The sequence below is a fragment of the Chryseobacterium sp. Marseille-Q3244 genome (assembly GCF_940807095.1).
GTDB lineage: Bacteria > Bacteroidota > Bacteroidia > Flavobacteriales > Weeksellaceae > Chryseobacterium.
The window spans coordinates 80,055-104,431 of the sequence record NZ_CALNWX010000009.1 but is presented as its reverse complement, the minus strand read 5'-3'; the positions used below and the strand labels follow the sequence as shown (position 1 = coordinate 104,431).

Genomic DNA, 24,377 nt, shown 5'->3' with positions numbered 1-24,377 from the left:
TACATTAGGCACTCGGTTCAGCTAAAGCTTCTTTTTTCTTGTTCTTATTCATCCAGAAAATTCCAAAGGCAGCCAATGCAATAAATAATCCGAAACTTAAAAGTGAGATCCATTTTCCTTTTTCAATCACTTCCGGTTCAAATACCATTCTGATGTGGTGATTTCCTGCAGGAACGTGTACCGCACGAAGCAAATAATCAGCTTTGATATAAGGAACCTCTTTTTCATCGACAAGAACCTTCCATCCGTGAGGATAATAGACTTCAGAGAAAACAGCCAACTGAGGCGTTTTAGACTGCGATTTAAATTCTATCTCGTTAGGTTGGTAGGTCGTTAAATTGATAAATGCCGTAGAGTCAGCCTGAACTGGTTTATTACTGAAATAAGCCTTGTCAGAAGCTGCAATGACAGCTGTTTTTTTGTTGTCGATTTCCCCGATAGATTTAATTTCTTCGTTAGGTGTATCTACAAACTTAAGATCACTTACAAACCATGCATTTCCGTTGGCTTTAGGATTAGGAACAACCTGAGGCTGATCCGGACCTCCGAAAACCATATATTTTGCATTCAGTAAGTTAAGGATTTTAGGAGTTCTCACACTGTCGATATTGTTGATATAAGCATTCAATACATCATCATATCTTCTTAGCTTTACAGCATGATAACCTCCGATAGAAGCTTTAAAGTAAGAGGTGTTGGTCTCACTGGTAACCCCTAGAGTTTGGTTGTAAATTCTATAATGTGCCTTGTCTTTATCCGCGATAGTCTCTAAAGCCTTATTAATATTTACAGTAGATAAAATAGATTCAAGGTTTGGATTTCCTTGTGTCTTTTCTACTAATAGATCTGAGCTTTCTGTCTGGAAAGGGTTTTCTGCAAAGATTTTGTCTACATAGTTTTCGTCATTTAAATAACGTTTGTTAACCGTCCACAGATCAAATAAACTTACTATACCAATCACTGCCAAAGCAATATTAGGACTAAGTTTTTTCTTCAGGCTAAAGAATAAAGCAGCAGCAGCAATTGCTACATAGATAAATGCTTTTACAGCATCTGCTTTAAATAACTTATATCTTTCATCCACTAAATAATCCAACAAGAAAGGAGGGAAGTAAGTCTTCTCACCCGCAGTAGAAAACCCTAGCAATGATTTACCGAATAGTAAAAGAACTAACAGTAACCCTAAAGTCCCACCACTTACATACATCAGAATTTTCTGTTTGTATTCCTCTGTCAGCTTTTCATCTGTGAAGAATCTGTATAATCCTAAAATAGCAATTAAAGGGAATAGCAACTCTACTACCACAAGGATAGAAGAAGGTGCTCTGAATTTATTGTAAAACGGAACATAATCAATAAAGAAATCGGATAAAGGCATAAAGTTGCTTCCCCAGGCCAATAAAATGGTCAGAATAGAAGCTCCTAAGATCCAATAACGGTATTTTTTTGATGCAAAGAAGAACCCTAATAGCGCAAGGAAACATACGATAGCTCCCTGGTATGCTGGTCCTGAAGTTCCCGGTTGATCTCCCCAATAGGTCATTCCGCTGAAACCTTTCGAAATTCTGTCCATTTCAGCCTGCGAACCTACATTTTCCTGAACAAGCTCCTGTACCTTGTTCATCATTTCCTTAGCTTCCGGTTCCTGGCTTCCGCCACCCATTAATCTTGGAATGAAAAGGTTTAAAGTTTCCAGTTGCCCGTAGCTCCACATCAGCATACTTTCTTTATCCATTCCGGATTTTCCTGAAGTATGGCTGTCATTGGTTAAGATCTGTTTTCCACGAACAGTTTCCTTTACATATTCAGAATTGGCCATGATTCTTTGGGAATTCATTCCAACTCCAATAACACAAGAGGCTGCGATGATTCCTGAAGAAATAAGGAAATGTTTCATCGGAGTCTTTTTCTGGATCGCTCTGATTAATTCAGAAAGGAATAAAAATCCTAAAGCCAGAAACAGATAATAGGTCATCTGCGGGTGGTTCGCTGCAATCTGAAGTCCCATAAAAAGGGTCGTAACAATGAATCCCCAGATGTATTGTTTTCGGATGTAAACCAGTAAAATACCGGCTAAAAGCGGTGCGAAATACTCAATGGTATTTACCTTTCCATTGTGTCCCGCAGCAATAATGATATAGAAATAAGTGGAAAGCCCGAAAAAGGTTGCGCCCAGTAAGGCATATTTCCAGTTTCTGACCACTACCATTCCCAAAAGGAAAAAACCTGCAAAAAGCAGGAAGAGATAATTGACCGGTCTTGGCAGGAAGTTCAGATTGCTGTCGATTTTCTTGATGATATCGCCCTTAAACTGGCTACCCATCTGATAAGTCGGCATTCCCCCGAACATGGAGTCACTCCAATAGGTTTCATTTCCTGTGTTAGCTCTATAGTCTAGAAGTTCTTTTGCTCCCCCTCTGTATTGCACAATATCATGCTGGAAAAGCTGTTTTCCTGAAAATACAGGAGTGGAATATAAAAATGCTAAAACTATAAATACTACTAATGAAACTGCAATATAAATTAAGTTTTTGTTTTTTGCCATGCTGGTTATTATCTTTTATTTCTTGGATTTTTTACCTTTTGTCATTACTCTCTTTTACCTCTTCATAGTCTACGGTTTCCGCATCCCATTTAAGGTCTTTTTTGTTATTCTTATTCGAGTTGTGGATATCCTCTCTTGAATTATTATGCTGTTGGTTATTGAACCTGTAGCTGTAAAATGTCTTAAAGAAAATTCTTTTCAGAATATTCCAGACAAAGAAAATAATAATGGCAGACAGTACTAACTCAAGAATGTACTTCATAATAAATTGATTTAAGGTTTAAAGAGTAAGAATCAAATATTGACTCTTACTCTTTTAAGCTTTAATTATTTTACAGAAGGGTTTACCATTACAGAAGAATTGGAAACGCTCTTCATAGATTGAGATTGTTTTCCATCTGAAATGCTTTCGATCTGTGTCGTTTTTACATTGATGTTCTGGTTGGTGATCCATCCTGTGTTTTCATCAAATTTGATAGTTCCGTTCTGAGCAAGTTCACTGCTCATGCTGTGGGTAATAGGTCCCTGAGCTTTCTTTTCAGTTTTCTTAGGAATACCTCCGGTTACAGCAATTTCAGCAGTTCCGTTTCCTAAGCTTTTTAAAACATAGTTTGAAGTCACCTTGATGGTTCCGTTTGGATCAGCGTTTTCAGAAGTTGTCCATTTTTCTCCTATTTTAATCCCTTTTTTAGGAATGATAGAAAGATTTTTGCTAAACTGATCTTTCAATACTTTCTCATTAAAAGACTGTTTAAGACTTGCTACAACGCTTGCTCTTTCATTAGCATCCTTAATAAGAGTTCCTATAGCTGCTGTAACTTTTGTATAAACAGCATCAAAACCTGTAATAGAAATAACATTTCCTTTGGTATCCATTTTCATATCAAGTTTGTTGCTGGTAAGCGCTTTGTTGATATTCCAGATCATTTTAAGATCATCTTCTTTAGGAAGAGGCTGTTTAGTGTCTACTACTACTGTTTTACCTTGTGCAGACTGAGAACTTCTTTTGGAAACCAGGTTAAGAGTCATGTCATACACATTCCCTTTGATATCGTTTACTACGAAGTTCATTTCATCTGTAGATTCTGAAGTCGCAGTGATAGATTTCCCCTGAGGATCCGTCATTGTTTTTACATCTCTCTGATAAGTAGTAAGAGGATAAGTTTTCCCTTTTTCAAGTTTGAAAGTCTGAATAACGATTCCAGCAGAATCTCTGATAGCCGGATTTTCTGCAACTTTCGCTACAGAATCCGCAGGAACTTCTACCGTTACTGTTTTTCCTGTTTTAGGATCTACTTTCGTGATTTTTGCTGTTTCTTTTTTACAAGACACAAGAGCTATAGATGATAATAGCGCTATTGCTGCTATGTTTTTCATTTTCTGATTTTTTAAGTGTTGTGTTATCGAATTAATTTATTTTCAATCTCTTCTGTCTCACCGCTTCATACAAAATGGCTCCACATGCTACGGAAACATTCAGAGATTGAGTTTTTCCTTCAATAGGAAGTTTTATTTTTTCATCAGAATGATGTAATACTTCTTTAGAAATTCCTGTTTCCTCATTTCCCATAACAATAGCGCATGGTTCTGTGAAGTCTACATCATAGATTAATTTCTGAGCTTTTTCAGAAGCAGAAAATACAGTAATTCCACTCTGCTGAAGGAAATCTACTGCATGAGCAAGATTGTTTTCCTTACAGATTTTAATATTATAAATAGCGCCTGCAGAAGTTTTAATCGCATCAGAATTGATAGGAGCTGCTCCTTTTTCAGGAATAATGACAGCATCTATACCCACACATTCTGCCGTTCTGCAGATGGCTCCAAAGTTTCTTACATCTGTAAGTCTATCCAAAATTAACAGGAAAGGAGTTTTACCTTCCTCAAATAATTGTGGAATAAGATCCTCCACCTTATGAAATGGAACATCTGAAATAAAAGCAACTACACCTTGGTGGTTTTTTCTTGTAAAACGGTTCAGTTTTTCAACCGGAACATAATTGGGACGGATTTTATTTTTCGCTAAAATCGCTTTTAGTTCAGCATAAATAGGACCCTGAAGTGCATTTTGCACAAAGATCTTGTCAATCGTTTTTCCCGCTTCAATTGCTTCAATCACGGGACGCAGCCCGAAAATAAAATCGTCTTTCATTGATTTGTTTATAATTTTATGTTAGGGTTCAAAGTCATTGTTTAAAGTTCAATGTTTTGAGTTTAAGGTTTATACTTTGTTCCCTTTAAATCTGTTGTATTTAAATATTTTATAAAAGAATTAATCTTTTTACTGAATGTTTCCGTTACTTCAATTAAAGTTTCGAACTTTCCCTGTGAAATAAAATTTCTGTCATAGACCCGATATAACTGTGATCTTGTTTCTCCGCAGGAAGCCTTTGCAATTGAAAGAAATTGAATAAATTCTCTATTTCCGTTTCTCTCAAATCCCTCTGCTATATTATCCATAATGGAACCTGAAGAGCCATCAATCTGGCTGCAAAGTTTAAAATTATTTTTAAGATGAGTAGATTCAACGATATGATAAACCTCTTTGCAAAGTTCTCGCGACAACTTCCAGATCTCTAGGTACTCAAATCTTTTAATGGTTCCCATAACCTTAAACTATGAACTGTAAACTTTAAACATTTAGTACTTTTCTCCTAAAATTGCTCTTTTCTGCGCCATAACATAACCATAATGCAGGCTTTCATGCATATTATTAAAGATAATGGCATCCTGAATGCTTTTCAGATCCATTCCAAAACTTGTGGTGTAAGGCGTATAGTCTGAAAAGAAATCGCTGTCATAATCCTTCATTAATATCTTAGAGGTTTCGGTTAATAAAAACTCCAGATCTTCAACCTCGGATTTTTGAACATTTAAGTTAGGTAACGTTCCTTTTTTGTACGTTTCAACCCAATATTTATCAATACGGAAAGGATTCCCGCTTAAGTAATAATGCAAAAGCTGCTGAGTAGCAACCGTGTGGGCAATATTCCAGTAAATATTATTGTTGAAACCATCAGGAATCAGCAGAAGGTCCTCATGGGAAGTGTTCTGCAGGATATCTAAAAGGTTTCTTCTTACCTGTCTGTGTGCTTGAAAATGATAATTCATTTTGCAGAAATTTTAATCACCAAAAATAGTTTAATAAACTGAAAATGACAATTTTTTGGGTAAAGGATTAAAGTAAAAGTTCCATGAGACCCAAAAAATACATTATTTATTATTTTCTTTTTGCGTGGAAATTTGACGGGATCGTGATGGGTTTTAGAAATTTTAACTTCTCCTTTTTAGATATTTATCAATTTTTATGAAGCCAAAAACTCTCCGATGATTTTTGTCAAAGGAGAGTTTTTTATTATTTTATTAACTGTTTTTTATGAGTTATTTTATCTTTTTGCAAAAAGATTGTAAGGAAAATAGGCTCTTTTTTGCCAATTAAAATTGATTATTTTTTAATGATTTTATGTTTAAAAGTAGTTCCGTCTTTCAGAACAATATTTAAAAAATAAACTCCGGTGCTATAGGATGAAAGGTTGATTCTGTTTTCTTTGTAAACTTCGGTTAGTTTTCTTCCATCCATACTGAACAACGTCATGGATACTACATCTTCTTTTGTTTTTATATTGACAAAATCAGTGGTGGGGTTGGGATAAATGTTTACATCAATGGTTTTTATGTCCTTTACATTTAAAGAAGCATTGCTTTTACCTTGCATATAAACTGACAAGTATACGTCTCCCTGTTGTCCATTAAAAACGGCAGTAGGAACTGTATGTTTTAATGTGTGATTTCCGGCAGTTATGTTAGCCATAGTGAATCCACGGATAGGAACTGAGTTTCCTGGGCACCAGTTGTTCCATGAGGTCCAGTCATCAAAAGATTTTGGGACGGTTCCATAAATTCCATTACCTTGTGTATTGTATACTCTGTAAGGCTCGCAGGATATTCCTCCTGGAGTATAAGTCAGCATCTGGACATCATCTATATAAGTATAATTTTGTCTTCTTATATATTCTTCTCCTCCTGCATTCGCGCCGTGAGGGGTAGTGATGACAACAAAATTAGCATTGTTAACTGCGGTAGGAAGGTTGAAGGTGACAAGTCTTACGGTTTCCCCCGGAGCATCAGTACTATTATAGTTGTTGAGTCTGTTATAGCTTAATATAGGAACAAGAGTATTATAATCTGTAGGAGTAGCTCCTACATCTGTTGAAAAGAACGTTAGATTTCCTGAAAAAACATCAATTCTGCCTGAGCATCCTGCAACCTGTGTTTGTGCAGCATAAGGGACGCCAAAGACATCAAGTTCCATATATATATCATAAGCATTACGCAGTTCTGTATTATGAAATACACTGTAGAGGTTGCTGATATCATAGGTGTAAGGAATCTCTATTGGTGAACGGTTTTTGTTCATGAACGGGGTAATATACCGGGCAGCTTCAATTCTTTTTACCCCAGCATCATCCATAGTATAAGTAGGCTGATTCTTAGGTACCAATGCCAAAAATACCTCTCCCAGTCGATCGTAATTATCACATAAAGCACCAATGGTTACTCTCATGGCAATTTTTGCTTTAAAAGAGTCTAGTTCAGTATCGGTAAGCTTTCTTGCGTATCTGGTATTTCCCAGTCTGATAAGGCCGTTAGGAACCGGATTGGCAACCGGTGCAGCATAGCCGTCATAGTATACCGCATCTGAAATCAGATTCGTCATAGTTGTCGTCTGTGATTTGAATAGACCTGTAAGGAATAGACTTGCAAAAAATAGTCTTTTATACATATCGTTGATATTTAATGTAAATATATTAAAATAGGTATTAAAAATAATGATTATTTGATTTTGTTTTTAGGTTAAGAGTGTTTTTGTTGTTGAATGTTTAAATATTTTAATTAAATAATAGAATTAATGCTGATAGTCTTCATGTTAATTAATAGAAATGATTGAATATTTTTTTTTATTAGAGGAATCAATATTTTATTGTTAAATTAGCATTGTATTCAATGGTAATATTATTAATAATGAAAAGAATTTTACTTTTATCTCTGTTGTTAGCAGTGCTTACTGTTAATGCTCAGATCAATATCAATATCGGAAGTACAAGTGTAGGAACTGCGCCAGTAAGTAGTTTTTTTTCCTATTCTTATGTTCAGCAGATATATCCCAAGCAGGAACTGAATGCTAGTGCTGCTGGAACTATAACAGGACTTACGTTTTATCTTGATCCTTCTGCCACTATTAATGACTCGTCCAATTGGACTGTTTATCTGGGGCATACTCCAAAAGCCTCTTTTGCCTCTGGCACAGATTGGGTGCCTGCTGCTCAATTGACTCAGGTTTTTGCAGGTACGGTAACAAAAAATGCTAATAAGGTTGAAGTAGTTTTTACAACGCCGTTTGCTTATAATAATATGGATAATCTGGTGGTGGCTGCAAAAGAAAATTCGCCAAGTATTGACATTAATAATTTTGATGAAGCTTTCCGTGTGTATCCGTACTTACAGAATTCCACTCTTGTTTACAAAGGTGATCGTGCTGTTGTTGATCCGGCATCTCCACCGGGAGGGATAAGGGTAGATTATAAATCTGCTGTAACAATTTCAGGTTTGAATGCTAATCTTACTCCAGGTTGTCCTTTTGTGATTTCTCCAGCGAATAATGCTCAATTTGTTTCTTTGTCACCTAATATTAGCTGGCAGTCGGTAACGGGAGCTACTTCTTATAGGGTATCTTTAGGAACTACTCCTGGAGGGACAGATGTTATTAACCATCAAACAGTGAATGGGGTGAGTTATAACCTTTCTCCATCTGTTGTTCTTAATAATGATACTAATTATTATTTAAAAGTTACAGCTGTTTCTGCTAACGGAGAATCTGCCGGTTGCGCAGATTATACTTTTAAAACTATTCCTCCTGTGCCCGTAAATGATGCATGCTCCGGAGCATTGCAGGTTTCTGCGTTCCCTTATGCTTATACACAGGCTGATGGAATGTCTTCTACTAATAATGGCGGATTTATATTGGCCTGTGCTAATGATGGAATGAATGATGGCTTATGGTTTAAATTTACAGGGGATGGGAGTCAATATACCATTAAGGCTACACCTTCGGCAGCTTCTTTTGATCCTAAAATAGGAGTGTTTAGCGGAACTTGTAATAGTTTGGCTTGTGTGGGGACAATGGATAATGGCGGTGGAGGGTCGGCTGAAACAATGACTATTACAACAACCGCAGGAACAGAGTATTACATCAATATAGGATCTTACGAAGATTCTGTAGATATGCCAGAGGGTGCATTTACAATAAATATTACCAAACTATAATTCTATGCAAAAGGGGTATCGTGGTAAAATATAAATTGTATCTGGCAATCTGTTGTTTGTTATTTCTATTTTCTTGTAATAGAAAAGTAGAGATGAATCCGGGTTCTTCATTTGGCTATGAAAGCTTAACCGACAGCTATCATTCAAAAACTAATATTTTTGAAAGAAGATATAGTGATGATACCATCAAAATAGAAATGAAATTAACAGAAAATGAAAGAGAGAAAATATTAAAGGCATTTTCTGAAAATCAATTTCAACGTTTTCCTCATGAAATTGATTGTTCTAAATGGGGAACTAATCCTAAAATATATGATGAACTTTTTATAGATGATTTTTCCGTAAAATATATACACAATAGAGAGGATGGATGGTTTTGTTCAAATGGTAAAAGATTTAAAAAAATAAATACGATCATTCAGGACATTATTTTAAACAAGCCAGAAATAAAAAAAATAGAATCTTCGGATATTGCTTACGAATAGTAAATTATTGAATTTTTATTCTGATAGAATATCTAAAATAAACTCTATTGTATAAATTGATATAAAAGTGTTGTGGCAATTATTTGTCACAACACTTTTATAATAGATTGAATGATAGTGTGAAAGATTGAAATATGTCAATAGAATTATCGCAATAAAATTTATTTTGAATTCAAAATAAGTTGTTAAACCCGGAATATTTAACAAACTTTAACTCAAATATGGCATTGATTATGTTGATTAATGCAAGTATTTATCAGAAATTTACCACTTATTTTAAATCAAGCTATGTCAGATACATATCAAGCCGAGGATATCCGTCAGTTGACGGAAAAAGTAAAAGAAAAAAACTACTTATTTTCTCTTCTGAGACAGGAAATCAACAAGGTGATTATTGGACAGGAATACATGGTAGACCGTCTGTTGGTAGGGCTTTTAGGAAATGGTCACGTTCTGTTGGAAGGAGTTCCGGGACTGGCAAAAACCTTAGCCATCAAAACCCTGGCAGATGCAGTTCATGGTGAGTTCTCAAGAATTCAGTTTACACCGGATTTGCTTCCGGCAGACGTTGTGGGAACCATGATTTACAATATTAAAGACAATGACTTTTCTATAAAAAAAGGTCCGGTATTCGCGAACTTTGTTCTTGCGGATGAGATCAACCGTGCCCCTGCAAAAGTACAGTCGGCACTCTTAGAGGTAATGCAGGAAAAGCAGGTGACTATTGGTGACGAAACCATGAAGCTTCCAAAACCATTTTTGGTACTGGCTACTCAGAACCCGATCGATCAAGAGGGTACTTATCTATTGCCGGAAGCACAAAGTGACCGTTTTATGCTAAAGTGTACTATTGATTATCCTGCTTTCGAAGATGAAAGAAAGGTAATGAGAATGGTTTCTACATCCCATCAACCCACTGTAAATCCTGTGATTTCACTTCAGGATATTGTTGATGCAAAAGAGATTATCAACCAGATCTATTTGGACGAAAAAATAGAAAAGTATATTCTGGATATGGTTTTTGCAACCCGTTATCCTGAAAATTACGGACTTTCTGAACTTAAGAATTATATCAGTTTCGGAGCTTCTCCAAGAGCTTCTATTAACCTTGCGATTGCTTCAAGAGCGTACGCATTCTTAAAAGGAAGGGCTTTTGTAATTCCTGAGGATGTAAAGGCATTGGCTAAAGATGTACTGAGACACAGAATGGGCTTAACGTTTGAAGCCGAAGCCGAAGAGATTTCAACAGAAGAGATCATTAACAGGATTTTAGCAAAAATACAGGCGCCATAATGAGTGATGTTATTATTAGAAAAGCAGTTCAGGAAGATTGTGCTTCCATGCTGGAGTTGATTAAGGAACTGGCAGAATACGAAAAAGCATTACATGAAGTAACCGTAACGCTGGATGAATTTACTGATGATGGCTTTGGGAAATCTCCGGTTTGGGGATCTTTCGTTGCAGAATTGAATGGTGAAATTGTAGGGATCTCATTGTACTATGATCGATATTCAACATGGAAAGGAAGAAGACTCTATCTTGAGGATTTGGTAGTAACAGAAAAAATGAGAGGAAAACAGATTGGAAAACTCCTGTTTGATGCTACATTGGAATATGGAAAATTAAATGCATACAGTGGAATGGTTTTCCAGGTATTAAATTGGAATGAACCTGCCATTAATTTTTATAAAAAATACAGTCCAAAGTTTGACGACGAATGGTTGAATGTATCTATTGAGTTTAAGAACTAGAAAAGTGATAGAGTTTAAACAGGGTTCAACTCCCGAAACTCAAGTCCCGGATCCCGAAAATCTTAACCCCAAAACTTTCAACTTTAAACATAAAAACCCTCTATGCAGATAAAAGATATTGTAAAAAAAGTAAAGCAGATAGAAATCCGTACCAGAAAAAAGACGGAGGCTGCTTTGATGGGGCAATATCATAGCGCCTTTAAAGGGCAGGGGATGACTTTTTCAGAAGTCCGTCCCTACCAGTTTGGTGATGAGATCAGAAGAATCGACTGGAATAAAACGGCACGTTTCCGTGAACCTTTCGTAAAGGTAATGGAAGAAGAAAGGGAGCTGACGATGATGCTTGTGGTAGATATTTCTGCCTCTATGGATTATGGAACAAAGAATCAGCTGAAAAGAGAATATGTTGCGGAAATAGCAGCCAGCCTTGGGTTTTCAGCAGCAGGGAATAATGATAAAGTGGGATTGATCCTGTTTGCAGATAAAGTATATAAGGTCATTCCGCCTCAAAAAGGAAGGAAGCATATCCTTTCTATTATCAGCAATATTCTTACTGCAGATTATGTTCCTGCAGAATCTAAAATAGATAAAGCTCTTGAATATATGATGGGGATTTTTAAAAGAAAATCTCTTGTGTTTTTATTTTCAGATTTTCAGGATGAATATGATTCCAAAATGTTGAGAGTCGCCTCCAAGAAACATCAGCTGTTAGGACTGAGGATATATGATGAAAAAGACAATGAAATTCCCGATGTAGGCTACACATTATTATATGATGCAGAAACAGGAAAAGAAATATGGGCCAATACTTCCAGTGCAAGATGGAGGTATACCTTTGCAGAAGCTCAGAAACAAAAATTAAGAGCTTTGGAGGATGATTTTTCCAACAGTTCAGCCAGTTTTATGAATGTAAATACCGGTTCAGATTATTCAAAACTGTTGTATAATTATTTTCAGAAAAAATAACCCCGGGTTTTGCCCGTCAATAGAACATCAGGCTTAGCCTTTATTATTATTTAACATTGAAAAAAATACTTTTAATACTATCTTTTCTAATCTGTGCAAATGCTTTTTCACAGATATTATCTTCTAATGTAGAGAAGAAAACCATTGCTCTGGGAGAAACCAATCACCTTATTATAAAGATTGACAACCTCCATGACGAGCAGGTAAATTCTGCAGCAAAAAATGAATTGCTGCCCTTTCACTTTGAAGAAACCAAAGACAGTATTGGCCAGAATGCCAATTCATACGAAAGAAAAATAGAGTTTGCGGTTTTTGAAGAAGGGAAGTTTACCATTCCTGAACTGGAGTTCAAAGTAGGAGATAAAATTCTTAAAACAATTCCTTACGAAATAGATGTCATCAATACAGCCCAGAAAGCTGATCAGATTAATGACATCATGAAAAATAAAGAGGTGAAGCTGGAGGCTAAAGATTATTGGGAATTGTACAAGTTTTATATTCTGGCAGCATTGGCTGCTATTGCTCTCATTATTGCGATTATCATGATTGTAAAATGGGGCCGAAAAGCGAAAAACGCTCCCGTGGTAGCTACGAACCAAACCCTGAAGGAATTAGATTCTCTTAAAAAGAAAAAATATATTGAAGGAGGAAACTTCCGTTCATTTTATGTGGAGTTAATCGAAATATCAAGGAATTTTATTACCAAACAATACCATCTTCCGGCAGATGTTCTTTTGACTGATGATCTTATTGATGTTATGAAAAAGAACAATACCATTTCTCAGGATAATGAGAAAATTGTAGAAGAAGTATTCCTGAGAGGAGATTTGGTGAAATTTGCCAAAACTTTCCCGGATCAGGCTACGATGGAGAAAGACTTTGCAGATATAAGAGACTTTGTGAAAAGATCATCCAAAGATTTAGAATTCGAAAACTTAAGAAAAGATGTTTAATTTTGAGTTTTACAGTCCGTGGTTTTTGCTGCTTTTTTTGCTGTTTATTCCTCTTTTGATAAAAGATGCGGGTAAAAAGAAAAGAAAAGGCATAAAAGTTCCTACCATCAAAAATATGGGAACGAGCGGTGGAATACAAGGAGTTCTTTTCTTATTAAAAATATCAAAGTACATTATTCTGTCGGCGCTTATTATTGCCATGGCAAGACCAAGGACTTTTACCGTTTCACAGGACAGGGATGATACCAAGGGAGTAGATATTATGCTGTCTATTGATGTTTCACTCAGTATGCTGGCAAAAGATTTAAATCCCGACCGTATTACTGCCCTTAAAGATATTGCCGTTAAATTTGTTCAGAAACGTCCGAATGACAGGATTGGAGTAGTAGCCTATGCCGCAGAAGCATTTACCAAAGTTCCTGTTACCTCAGACCATCAGGTGGTGATTGATGAGATCAAAAACCTTAACTCTAACGGTCTTGAACCGGGAACAGCCATAGGAGAAGGTCTTTCCGTTGCAGTGAACCATTTAATTAAAAGTAAAGCCAAAAGTAAGGTCATTATTTTAATGACGGATGGGGTAAGCAATATTGAAAATGCGATTCCGCCACAACTTGCTGCAGAACTGGCCAAAAATAATGATATAAAGGTGTACACCATTGGGATTGGTACAAATGGTTATGCACTGATGCCAACAGCTGTGGATTTTTTCGGAGACCTTATTTTTACGGAAGCTGAGGTGACTATTGATGAAAATACACTGAGAGAAATTGCTCAGACTACAGGAGGGAAATACTTCAGGGCTACTTCTAACAGTAGTCTTGAAGAAGTATATGATGAGATCAATCAATTGGAAAAATCTGATGTAAAAGTGTCAAAGCTGTACAATTATGAGGAATATTTCAAAATCTTTTTATGGGTAGCCTTGGGTATGTTGGTGCTGGATGCATTATTGAGATGGGTGTTTTATAAAATTTTAAGCTGATGAGTTGGTCTTTAGGAAATTACTGGTATCTATTTTTACTGTTGTTACTGCCGCTGTTAGCTGTCTTTTTGGTCCGTTTTTTAAAATGGAGAAAGAAAAAGAGGGATGTTTTTGCTGCCAGTCAGTTTCATGATAATTTATTTGAGAAGAATTCAGGATTTACAAGGTTTTTTCCTGCATTATATCTATTGGGTACATTATTCCTGATATTCTCGATCATTGATCTTCTGAATGGTTCAGAAGAGGTGAAAAGCAATCAGAGATTAAATAATGTAATTTTTATGCTGGATGTTTCCAACTCTATGAATGCTGAAGATATTGAGCCGAGCCGTCTTACAGAAGCTAAAAACCTAATGATACAGACGATGTCGAAAATGAAGAACGATAAGATCGGGATTGTCATTTTTGCCGGGCAGGCCATATCAATCATGCCTTTAACAACAGATTATAATTCTGCTGAAACCTATATTGGTGCCATTGAAACCAATTCTATGAAGATTCAGGGGACAGATTTCCTGAAAGGAATGCAGGCTGCCACGGAGAAATTTAAAAATGTAAGCAAAGGATCGCGAAAAATTATACTACTGAGTGACGGTGAGGATAATGAAGGGAATGATAATGCCGCCATAAGGCTTGCTAATAAAGAAGGAATAACCATTACCTCTGTAGGAATAGGAACAGATGAAGGAGCCCCGGTTCCCGTATACAATGACGGACAGCTGATGGGGTATAAAACAGATGTCAACGGAAGTACTGTTATTTCCAAGAGACAGACTGAAGCCCTAAGTAAAATGGCTGGTTCTACGGGAGGAACATATATTGATGGTAATAATATCAATGAAGCTCCGGACAGGATTATTGATGCTATTAATAAGAAGTCTTCAGGATCAGAAACACTGGTGAAATCTCAGAATGCAAACCATTATTATCAATATTTTTTAGCAGTATCTATCCTGTTTTTCTTTTTAATTTATATTTTTAATCCCAAAAATGATTTTAATCTGTAGTTTCCCTTTATTTATAGAAGAATATCTACAGGTACTTTAACCGAATTTTAACAAATAAACCCCTGTTTCTTAACATATAAAGGAATAATTTTGCAGGTAATGAATACTAAAACCATATTTTTATCGTTTATAGTTGCTTTCTCCTTCTCAGGCTTTTTGTTTGGGCAGGAAAACTATAGGACTTTGGTTCATGAAGGCAATCAGAAATTTGACGGTAAAGATTATGATGGAGCCTCTTCCAAATATATGGAAGCTGTGAAATCTAATGATAAAGATTTTACGGCTCATTACAATATGGGAAATGCTCTGTATAAAAACAAAAAATATGAAGAAGCAAAAGCCGAGTTTGAAAAAGCACAACAGCTGTCACAGACTCTTCCGGATAAGGCTGCAGCCCTTCATAATTTAGGAAATACTTATATGCAGATGAATCAGCCGGAAAAAGCGGCAGATTATTATAAAAAATCGCTTAAACAAAACCCTTACAGTGAGGCTACCCGTAAGAATTATGAAATTGCCAAACTGAAAGAAAAAGAAAAGCAGCAAAATAAAAACGAGCAGAATAACTCCGGAAAAGGAGGTGGAGGCGGTAGCGATCAAAACAAAGGTGAAGATCAGAAAGGTGATAAAAAAGACCAAAGGCAGGATCAGGGAAATGGCCAGCAAAACGAAGGCAAAAGTGACCAGGGTACCCCTCAACAGAATCAGAATAATGAGGGCAAAATGCCAAAAAATCTTGAAAATCAGCTCTTAGATAAAATAAACGAAAAAGAAAAAGAAACCGCCAGAAGAATTTTAAATAAGAATTCTTATTCGATGCCCGCAAGCAACGAGAAAGATTGGTGATGAAAGACAAATTGATTTACATATTGCTTACTTTGGCATCCGTAATTACTTACGGACAGGTAAATCTTTCTCTTGACGCAGATAAAACCGAGTATGCTGGAAAGGATATTGTAAACCTTACCATTGTTCTTGAACTTAATGGAAGTGACCTTGTTCAACAGACAGGTTTTCAGCTTCCGGACCTTTCAAAATTCAACATTATCGGTAGTGGATCTGTAACCAATACAGTCATTGATCCGGCTACCAATACGCTTATTACTCAAAAAGTATCCAGAATTGCTCTTGAACCTAAGAAAAAAGGAAAGATCAAAATAGGATCTGTACTGGTAACTGTAAATAATAAAATTTATAAAACCGAACCTTTCGACGTTAATATCCGTGATATTATTGAAAAGAAATCTCTGGCCAGTAATACTTCCAATGAAGTCTATCTGAATATGGAGATTGAAGACAGGGATGTCTATCAGGATCAGCCTACTGTTGCTGTTCTGAAAGTATATTCCAGAAATATGGATAACCTTAGAAAAGTAAAGAATATCCGCCTTCCACAGCAGGATAATATCAATGTACATCCTATCAATTTCAATAAATCAGAGATTGATCCGTCTGATAACGGAAATATGGCATCTCAGATATTAGCCGTGTTTATGGTATTCCCAAATGAGGCTGGTTACGTTGAAGTTCCTGGAGTATCTGCATCTGTGAGTACTTATTCAAATAAAAATAAAATTGTTTCCAATAAAGTAAAGATTAACGTAAGAAAGCTTCCGGAAGGAGCACCAGACGGCTTTAAAAATGCAGTTGGAAATTTTAACGTAAGTGTTTACAATACTACTAAAGAAAAACCTGAGGCTAAAAAGCCTCTGAATGTTGTAGTAAAGGTTGCCGGAGAAGGAAACTTACCGGACCTTGTACTTCCGAAAATTGCAACATCTCCCGATTATGAAGTTTTTGCTCCAAAGATTACATCAAAAGTTTCTCCGGGTAAAACCGGAATGAAGGGGGAGATTCTGGCCAATTATGTAGTAATTCCTAATAAATCAGGAGCCATTTCTATCAAGATGGAACCATTTGCTTTCTTTGATCCTGAAAATAAAGAATATGTGGATGTAGGGCAAAGAATATTGGATGTTCATACATTTTCGCACGATCAGGTATTGGAATCCCGTTCTACGGTAGAAAAAGTGAATGAATATACCAATAACCTTTTAGAGACCGTAGATACACCGGTTCTGAAAACCACCTCATTTAAAGTTAAAGAGAAAAGTAAGTTTCATTGGAGTATTCTTTTGACCAATATTGCGATTCTTTTAGGCTTATTTGTTGTGTATCTGTTATTTAAGACTTGGCAAAAAAAACGCACATTAGTTAGGGAAACCGTATCTCAAAAACCTTTGGGTTCGGTGGCTGAAACAGAAAAGGAAATCAGAGAGTTGCTGAAAACGGATATCAATGATTATTTTGGTTATCTTGAAAACCTCAAAGATAATGGGGAGTATGAAAAGTTCTTTATTACTTTGGAAGAATTGGATCAGGAAATAAGAAATCAGTATTTCCAAAGCTCTGTTGCAGAGTTTAAGACTTTTCTTGAAAAGCACAAAGGTTCTTCCGTTGCGGAACAATATGGAAGATTGCAGCAGAAAATTCAGATGGAGAAATATTCTCCTGTGAAATCTCAAGAGGGGATCGAGGAACTTTTGAAAACAATTGTTAATTTATATTCACAAATTAGCAAATAGTCAGTTTATTTTCATATTTTTGCGAAATTTTTAATTACAAAGAGATGGAAATTTTTGATGGTTTCTCTTTTAAAGAGATCGTTACCAGCTTCATGGTTCTTTTTGCCGTTATTGATATTATCGGCTCAGTTCCCATTATAGTAAGCCTTCAGCAGAAGTTCGGAAAAATTGAAGCCGGAAAAGCTTCGATTACTGCGGGAGCAATTATGATAGTTTTCCTGTTTGTAGGAAATAAAATTCTAAAACTGATTGGTGTAGATGTAAATTCATTTGCCATTGCCGGAGCTTTTGTGATTTTTGTCATAGCACTGGAAATGATTCTAGGAATTGAAATCAATAAAACAACCGAAGCAAAGGCTGCATCTATCGTTCCCATTGCATTTCCATTGGTGGCAGGGGCCGGAACTTTAACAACAGCATTATCCCTCAGAGCTGAATTTCATGATATTAATATTATCTGCGGGATTATTCTTAATACAATTTTCGTATATTTGGTGCTGAAATCAGCGAAATGGTTGGAGCAGAAAATAGGAGATGCTACTTTGATGATTCTTCAGAAAGTTTTCGGTATTATTCTTTTAGCGATTTCAATTAAATTATTCACTGCAAATTTTGCCCAATTGGTGCTGAATTATGTTAATTTTTAAAAATTATGAAGAAGTTTTATAAAGTATTTTTAGTACTGTTCATCGTTTTCATCGCTATTAATTTATATGCTATCAACTGGCAGAATGACCTTATCGCTGATGAAGATAACATTAAGTTTGTATTTTCTGCATCTGCTGCAGCAATAGGCCTTATCCTGCTTTTTGTAATGGATACCTGGAGCCGAATCGGTGTAAAAAAGTAAATTAAATTTTATTGAGTTATCCAAATAGCTTCTGTTGTTTAATATGTTTATTCTCAGGTGTTTATAGGTTTGTTTTGAGTGAAAAATCGGATAACTTTCTAAAAGATTAGGCAAAAATCATAATTAAAAATTATAACTATTTGAAATTCAATATATAATTATTTCAAATGATGGAATTTAAAAGTATAACTCAAAAATTTTATATAGATATAGCCTCTTTCTTTTTGAAGGAGGTTTTTTATTGCTTACTGTGGGTTTTTCCGGCTAAAGGAGCATAACTAATCAATATGGAATAAAAGAGTTACAAATTATTGGCTTGATTAAAACTTTTGAGTGCTTTTTGGAATTCTGATTGTTTTTCAGCAACTACTTTGTACAGATCTAATTTTTTTCGGTCAATTTGAAGCAGGCTGTCTTGAGCTTTATCTATTTTAATGGTATCCTTAGTAAAAGTAAGTTGCTGTTGTTGTTCAATAGACAGCCGCTCGATGAGAAATAAGTTCTTCATTGCTTTGTAATACCCAATGGCAGTTGTTTTTACAGGTGAGCTTTCTTTAATGCCATCAGTGGATAATCCTGATAACGTTTTAATAATTGAATTAAAAAGCTGTTCTTGCTGATCTAAAGAAGTAAGAGCACCCTCGAAATTCTTTTTAATTAAATATTGGTTCTTTTGGATTTCATATCCGTTTTTACCAATCAGTGTATTAGAGGCAATCTGCTCTTGGTCTGTAACTGTTTTTTCAAAATTGGCTGTTTTTTCAGACTTACAGGATAAGAGCCCCAAAAGCAATAATTGAGCAAGAAAAAGATTTGATTTCATAATAATGTTTTTTTTCAATTGGTGTTTTGTAAAGGTATCAAAAGTTTATCACTTAAGATTTTTTTTTAAATTACCAGTTTTTATAGTCCATTAGAACAAAAGGATCTGATTTCCTGTAATAGATTTATAATATGAAGAGAAAGAATATTAAGAAACAACCAAATTCTTCAAAATAGCCTCAGACTTAAGCTCTGTTTCCGTCCATTCCTTTTCCGGGTTACTTTGAGCGGTAATTCCTCCGCCTACAAAAACATGTACTGAACCTTTATAAAGTCTTGCGCATCTAAGATTCACAAAATAAAGAACACTCTCTTCTGTTTCCACTTTGATATAACCAGCATAAAATTCACGAGGGAATTTCTCATATTTTCGGATATTTTCATTACAGAAATCTTTAGGAATACCACATACTGCAGGAGTAGGGTGTAAATCCTTTATTAAACTGTCAAGGTCATTGGACTTTATTATCGTTTTAAAGTCCGTACGAAGATGTTTAATATTTCCGGAAATATGGTCATAGGTTTCAGATTGCTGAATGTTGTCTGAATAGTTTTTCAGAATATTCTGAATGTAAGTGGTAACCGGTTTCTGTTCTTCAATCTCTTTTTCTGTCCATTCTTCAGATGTTGGAAGGGTTCCTGCCAGTGCCATAGTTTCAAACTCATGGGTGATTTTATTAAACTTACCTAATACTTCGGAAAAAGCGCCCATCCATGCATTTTCTCCATCGTTAAAAAGATATCTGAAGGCATTGGGATAGGATTGACATAATTTATCGAAACTTGCCTTATAATCAATCGTATTAAAGTCCGTAAAGATCTTTCTCCTTGCATACACCAGTTTAGGAAGATCATTTTCTTTAATAACCTCAATTACCTGTTGTAGAGTATTGCAGTATTCTTCTTTAGTTTCTGCTGTAAAACCCGTTGTATCTTTTACCAGGGATTCATTAGTGATCGTAATGTCATTAAATTTTACAGCATCAACCTTGATGATATTTCCATTAAAGTTGATCTGATTCAGGCTGTTATAAGTATAAAAATTGACTGCGTTTTTATCAGTTGTTTCTTCTACAGTATGCAATCCTTCGTTGAAGGGAAGTTTGAAATAAATCATGTGTTATGAACGGATTTTGAAAATCACTAACCGGAAATAATATAGGAAATTCCGAAGTTGATTTTCCTTTCTGCAAAGGTATTATTAGTCTTAAAGATGTCAAAATTATATGAGCTGTTTTTTATAACAACATCAGTAAAGGGACAGAAAAATAAAAGATTACGGTAGGGAAATAAAAAAAGCCCAATTTTTTTTGAGCTTTTTAATGGTATGTCTGTTCAACCTACTTATTGATGATGTTATTCGTCATCGTCGTATGGTTGATAAGCGTTCCTTTTTCATCCCTGATCTCAATTTCAGAGACGTGCATTGTTTTTCCTTTTCTGATGAAACGGGCAGTAGCCGTTACTATTCCGTCCTTTTTACTTCTTAGGTGATTGGAATTAATGTTGGTGCCTACACCATAATATTTATCACCATCAATGAAGATGTTAGACAGGCTTGAACCCAATGTTTCAGCCAGTACGCAGCTTGCTCCTCCGTGCATGATCCCAAAAGGCTGATGAGTTCTTGGGAGTACAGGCATTGTAGCGGTAAGAGTTTCATTTTCAAGATCTATATCAATGAATTTGATTTCCATTGCTTTTGCCAGGGTTTCGCCACCCCAGTTATTGATGAATGCTAATATTTCTTCTTTTGTCTGACCTTTCATTTTTTTATAGATAAGAGATAATTGATAAATGATGATGGGAAGATCGTAATTTATTTTACTTTTATTATTCCCCTGAACCCATAATATTAGGGTTCCAGTTGGCAGAAACCTTAGGAACAATGTCGTTTTTCACATAATAATCCTGAATTTCCTGCATGATCTCAGAAAACGGAACGGACGCAATTCTTTCATAAGGAATTGTGTAACCAAGGTATACGATGTTTCTTTTGAAATCTCCTGCTGCCAATACAATGGGTACTTTTGCTGCCATTGCCATATGGTAGAATCCTTTTCTCCATTTCGGAACCCAGCTTCTGGTGCCTTCCGGAGTAATAACAAGACTGAAATCTTCTTTGGCAAACTTGCTGGCTACAAAATTGACAAGGTCATTTTTCTGACTTCTGTCAATACCAATACCACCAAGTCCTTTTACAACACTTCCGTACCAAGCTTTGGTGTGGGCGTCCTTAATGATGATTTTTAAAGGTTTATTCAGAGACCAATAGGCAAAGTTTCCTAAGATGTATTCCATATTATGGGTATGTGGTGCTACCACCAGAATACATCTGTTCAGGTTGTTAACGTCGCCCTGCAGAACAACTTTCCAGCCTAATAATTTTAACATTAGTTTGCCTATCAGCTTTTTCATAGTTTCTTGGATTAAAAACAAAAAAGTATAACCAAACTGGTTATACTTTTACAAATATATTGAAATATTATTGCTCTTAAAACAAACCGTTGATTAAATCTACGATTTTCATTACGAATTCCATTGCAAATTGTATCATGATAAGAGTGTTTTTTAGTGTTGGTTGGTTATTAAATTTTAGCTATACGAAATTAAAACATTTTTTTCACATAGAGAACTAAATATTAGCTTTTTTCACTTTTCTGAGAGAAGAATGGTGTGAATTTCAAACGGTTGCCTTTCATTCACACCTTCTACCACTCTCTGTAGTTAATTATTTAGTTTGTATGGATATTTCGTTTTTTCCGTCTTTTATTTTGATGTCCACATCTTTGTTGATTTTTTTGATATCAGATGCTACGGAATCAATAACTTTCTTAGCCTGGTTGTTCGGAACTTTTTTACCGTTAATGATAATGCTGTCTTTATCATTAGAGTTATATTCTATACTGGATCCGTTTACAGTAATCTTATTTTTTTCGATTCTGATTCCGTTGTGGTTTTCATCTTTGTTCTGGTCATCATCATCGATACCGTCTCCGTTCAGGTCACCGTCAAAATCAATTCTGTCTTTTTTCAATGGGATGACCACTGCATTTTGAGGAACTACAAGTTCATAATTTACTCTGTAATCTCTGAATCTGTGCTCATACGGATATTTAATGTAATTTGGAAGTATTACTTTATTGTTTACAACCTCTACGGGAACTGTTACCTGAATTGGGAAGTTATAACCGTTTCCTTCTTTTTTGATGATTAAGTAAGGGGTTTTTACTTCCGGTTTTCTTGTCACTTCTACTGAGATATAATCTTCTTCATACACTGATCTTTTATCAGAATAGATGTCATCGTCATAGGCTTTATAATTTTGCGGAATACTTACTTGTTTTACGTCCACATATACGGTGTCAGAAGTCGTATTGATGGCTATATTTTCTATATCTTCTTTACTGCCTTTGTAGATCAGGTTTTTCTTAGCCATGCTGATTCCGAAATAAGTCCCCAGTCCGATCAGAAGAAGGAATAATCCGCCCACTACCCATCCAAGATTTCTCAGTTTTGTTTTTGGAGAGAATATTTTAATACTTAGTAAGCTGAAAAGAATGGCAGGAATTAAACTTCCTATAATCATGATAGCTGCCAGTACTTTATCCAGACCGTTATCATCCATATAGAATCTGATCTGATTGGCTCCAGGGAAATCTGTATCCATCCCGAAAAGGGCAAATAGTACAAATACTCCAATAATACTTCCTACAGCTACCAATACAGAGAATGCACCAATTATATATTTGAATATATTCCATATTCCACTTCCTGCATTGTCAATGTAAGGTTTGTTTTCGTTGTAGATTTCTCCGACCCTCTGAGTAGATTCATTGGCAAATTGTACCAATTTATTAGACTCATTCTTAAGATTGTCGAAGTTCATAGGCTTTCCCTGCATCTTCAGGAAATCTGAAGCGGTTTGTGCTTTTGGAAGTACTAACCAAAGGATTAAATAAAGAAGTAAGATCACTAAAGCACTTCCTGCGGCAGGAATCATTACTAAGAAAACAACTACCCAGATAACTCTCATGGCAGTAATGTCCATTCCTACATAATGAGCTAAACCTGCGCAAACCCCTGCGATTTTCTGTTTTTCAGGATCACGGAACAATTGTTTTTTGTCTGTATAAGGATTTCCTGTGTTTGTATTTTTAGTTGTATTTTTTTCAGAAAAATAAGCTTCTTCCTGCTCTTCGATCTTTTCAGGTGTTCCGATCTGTGCGATTACTTTTTCTACATCCGTATCGTTGATCACTTCACGTTTTCCCAGAGAATCTCTGAAGATCTCCACCATTCTTATTTCTATGTCATGCATTACCTCATCTGCTTCCGAAGCATCCAGTGAGCTTCTCAGAGCGTTCAGGTAATCGCTGAGCTTTATATATGCGTGTTCTTCTATTGTAAAAGAAAAACCTGCGAGTCCTATTGAGAGTGTCTTGTTCATAGCTTTGTTTTTTAATGTTGTTGTGTAATTTGGTTTACTGAAGCGGTAAGCTCATTCCACGTGTTTTGAAGTTCATCCAGGAAAAGTTTTCCTTTTTCTGTGATCTGATAATATTTTCTGGGTGGTCCTCCAGTAGATTCTTCCCATCTGTAAGAGAGAAACTCTCCATTTTTAAGTCTTGTGAGAAGAGGGTAGAGGGTACCTTCCACAACATCCAGTTTTCCTTTTTTCAGTTCGTCAATAAGATCAGAAACATACATTTCGCGATTATTGATGAGACTTAGAATACAGAATTCCAGAATTCCTTTTCGCATTTGCGCTTTGGTATTTTCAGTATTCATCTTTGATAAGTTTTGTTAATTAAGGTTATATTTTAGAAAAATGCTCCTAGCTAGTTGAGCCTATTCTAATTTTACATTACAAAGATATGTAAATAAAATGGTATTATGCAATACAAAGTAGTGAAATTTTAAAAATAAAATAATTAATATATTGATAATCAGTTAAATAATTTTATACGTAATTTTTATTTGAATAGATTTTGATTGATTTTTTTAAAAAAAATCAAATTTTTAGATAAAAAATATGGGAATATTAACTAATCAATATTAAAGTATTAGGTAATTAACACAATAAACTTTCAATATATGTTAA

General features: G+C 35.4%; 25 protein-coding genes. 12 read left to right on the top strand and 13 right to left on the bottom strand.

The window, feature by feature from the left end:
* Positions 1-4: 4 nt before the first annotated feature.
* From NBX25_RS16580 to NBX25_RS16550, 7 genes are all read right to left on the bottom strand, one after another.
* On the bottom strand, positions 5-2,545 hold the full coding sequence (locus NBX25_RS16580) for a YfhO family protein (RefSeq protein WP_250254418.1): 2,541 nt from the start codon (positions 2,543-2,545) through the stop codon (positions 5-7).
* A 31-nt stretch (positions 2,546-2,576) separates the two neighbouring features.
* Positions 2,577-2,807 carry a hypothetical protein gene (locus tag NBX25_RS16575; RefSeq protein ID WP_123857160.1) on the bottom strand — a complete coding sequence of 77 codons (231 nt, stop codon included), beginning with the start codon at positions 2,805-2,807 and terminating at the stop codon, positions 2,577-2,579.
* Between the two features lie 65 nt (positions 2,808-2,872).
* Complete coding sequence (locus NBX25_RS16570; protein ID WP_123910661.1) at positions 2,873-3,922, bottom strand: DUF6263 family protein; 1,050 nt, start codon at positions 3,920-3,922, stop codon at positions 2,873-2,875.
* Positions 3,923-3,953: 31 nt separating this feature from the next.
* Positions 3,954-4,697, bottom strand: a complete 744-nt coding sequence (gene rlmB / locus NBX25_RS16565; RefSeq protein ID WP_250254417.1) for a 23S rRNA (guanosine(2251)-2'-O)-methyltransferase RlmB — start codon at positions 4,695-4,697, stop codon at positions 3,954-3,956.
* Between the two features lie 62 nt (positions 4,698-4,759).
* A complete protein-coding gene (locus NBX25_RS16560; RefSeq protein ID WP_250254416.1) occupies positions 4,760-5,152 on the bottom strand; it encodes a four helix bundle protein in 393 nt (130 codons plus the stop codon).
* 33 nt (positions 5,153-5,185) lie between these two features.
* Positions 5,186-5,656, bottom strand: coding sequence for a DinB family protein (locus NBX25_RS16555; protein ID WP_066694648.1), 471 nt, complete (start codon positions 5,654-5,656; stop codon positions 5,186-5,188).
* A gap of 334 nt (positions 5,657-5,990) precedes the next feature.
* On the bottom strand, positions 5,991-7,328 hold the full coding sequence (locus NBX25_RS16550) for a peptide-N-glycosidase F-related protein (protein ID WP_250254415.1): 1,338 nt from the start codon (positions 7,326-7,328) through the stop codon (positions 5,991-5,993).
* A 239-nt stretch (positions 7,329-7,567) separates the two neighbouring features.
* On the opposite strand from NBX25_RS16550, the gene NBX25_RS16545 reads away from it, so the two are divergent.
* From NBX25_RS16545 to NBX25_RS16490, 12 genes are all read left to right on the top strand, one after another.
* A complete protein-coding gene (locus NBX25_RS16545; protein ID WP_250254414.1) occupies positions 7,568-8,869 on the top strand; it encodes a hypothetical protein in 1,302 nt (433 codons plus the stop codon).
* Positions 8,870-8,961: 92 nt separating this feature from the next.
* Positions 8,962-9,354, top strand: a complete 393-nt coding sequence (locus NBX25_RS16540) for a hypothetical protein (RefSeq protein ID WP_250254413.1) — start codon at positions 8,962-8,964, stop codon at positions 9,352-9,354.
* Between the two features lie 288 nt (positions 9,355-9,642).
* Positions 9,643-10,647 carry an AAA family ATPase gene (locus NBX25_RS16535; RefSeq protein WP_123910667.1) on the top strand — a complete coding sequence of 335 codons (1,005 nt, stop codon included), beginning with the start codon at positions 9,643-9,645 and terminating at the stop codon, positions 10,645-10,647.
* On the top strand, positions 10,647-11,105 hold the full coding sequence (locus NBX25_RS16530; protein WP_250254412.1) for a GNAT family N-acetyltransferase: 459 nt from the start codon (positions 10,647-10,649) through the stop codon (positions 11,103-11,105). The genes NBX25_RS16535 and NBX25_RS16530 overlap by 1 nt, the downstream gene beginning before the upstream one ends.
* 102 nt (positions 11,106-11,207) lie before the next feature.
* On the top strand, positions 11,208-12,071 hold the full coding sequence (locus NBX25_RS16525; protein WP_123857150.1) for a DUF58 domain-containing protein: 864 nt from the start codon (positions 11,208-11,210) through the stop codon (positions 12,069-12,071).
* A gap of 56 nt (positions 12,072-12,127) precedes the next feature.
* Positions 12,128-13,024, top strand: a complete 897-nt coding sequence (locus NBX25_RS16520) for a BatD family protein (protein ID WP_250254411.1) — start codon at positions 12,128-12,130, stop codon at positions 13,022-13,024.
* A complete protein-coding gene (locus tag NBX25_RS16515; protein WP_123910670.1) occupies positions 13,017-14,009 on the top strand; it encodes a VWA domain-containing protein in 993 nt (330 codons plus the stop codon). Before NBX25_RS16520 ends, NBX25_RS16515 begins: the two co-directional genes overlap by 8 nt.
* On the top strand, positions 14,009-15,016 hold the full coding sequence (locus NBX25_RS16510; protein ID WP_123910671.1) for a vWA domain-containing protein: 1,008 nt from the start codon (positions 14,009-14,011) through the stop codon (positions 15,014-15,016). The genes NBX25_RS16515 and NBX25_RS16510 overlap by 1 nt, the downstream gene beginning before the upstream one ends.
* Before the next feature lie 99 nt (positions 15,017-15,115).
* Positions 15,116-15,862, top strand: coding sequence for a tetratricopeptide repeat protein (locus NBX25_RS16505; protein ID WP_123910672.1), 747 nt, complete (start codon positions 15,116-15,118; stop codon positions 15,860-15,862).
* On the top strand, positions 15,862-17,601 hold the full coding sequence (locus NBX25_RS16500) for a BatD family protein (protein ID WP_250254410.1): 1,740 nt from the start codon (positions 15,862-15,864) through the stop codon (positions 17,599-17,601). Before NBX25_RS16505 ends, NBX25_RS16500 begins: the two co-directional genes overlap by 1 nt.
* Before the next feature lie 44 nt (positions 17,602-17,645).
* A complete protein-coding gene (locus NBX25_RS16495) occupies positions 17,646-18,248 on the top strand; it encodes a MarC family protein (RefSeq protein WP_115973180.1) in 603 nt (200 codons plus the stop codon).
* A 5-nt stretch (positions 18,249-18,253) separates the two neighbouring features.
* The gene (locus NBX25_RS16490; protein WP_066694630.1) at positions 18,254-18,451 is read left to right on the top strand and encodes a hypothetical protein; all 198 of its coding nucleotides are present in this window, start codon (positions 18,254-18,256) and stop codon (positions 18,449-18,451) included.
* A 301-nt stretch (positions 18,452-18,752) separates the two neighbouring features.
* Here NBX25_RS16490 and NBX25_RS16485 read toward each other — a convergent pair whose 3' ends face one another.
* From NBX25_RS16485 to NBX25_RS16460, 6 genes are all read right to left on the bottom strand, one after another.
* A complete protein-coding gene (locus NBX25_RS16485) occupies positions 18,753-19,274 on the bottom strand; it encodes a hypothetical protein (RefSeq protein WP_123857144.1) in 522 nt (173 codons plus the stop codon).
* 147 nt (positions 19,275-19,421) lie between these two features.
* A complete protein-coding gene (locus NBX25_RS16480; protein ID WP_250254409.1) occupies positions 19,422-20,390 on the bottom strand; it encodes a chorismate-binding protein in 969 nt (322 codons plus the stop codon).
* Between the two features lie 223 nt (positions 20,391-20,613).
* Entirely contained in the window at positions 20,614-21,042 is a 429-nt protein-coding gene (locus NBX25_RS16475) for a PaaI family thioesterase (protein WP_068944176.1), read from the bottom strand.
* A gap of 64 nt (positions 21,043-21,106) precedes the next feature.
* Entirely contained in the window at positions 21,107-21,691 is a 585-nt protein-coding gene (locus tag NBX25_RS16470) for a 1-acyl-sn-glycerol-3-phosphate acyltransferase (RefSeq protein WP_123910676.1), read from the bottom strand.
* 313 nt (positions 21,692-22,004) lie between these two features.
* Positions 22,005-23,723, bottom strand: a complete 1,719-nt coding sequence (locus NBX25_RS16465) for a PspC domain-containing protein (protein WP_250254408.1) — start codon at positions 23,721-23,723, stop codon at positions 22,005-22,007.
* A gap of 11 nt (positions 23,724-23,734) precedes the next feature.
* Positions 23,735-24,064: a PadR family transcriptional regulator gene (locus NBX25_RS16460; protein WP_045499677.1), complete on the bottom strand. Its 330-nt coding sequence runs from the start codon at positions 24,062-24,064 to the stop codon at positions 23,735-23,737.
* Positions 24,065-24,377 lie beyond the last annotated feature (313 nt).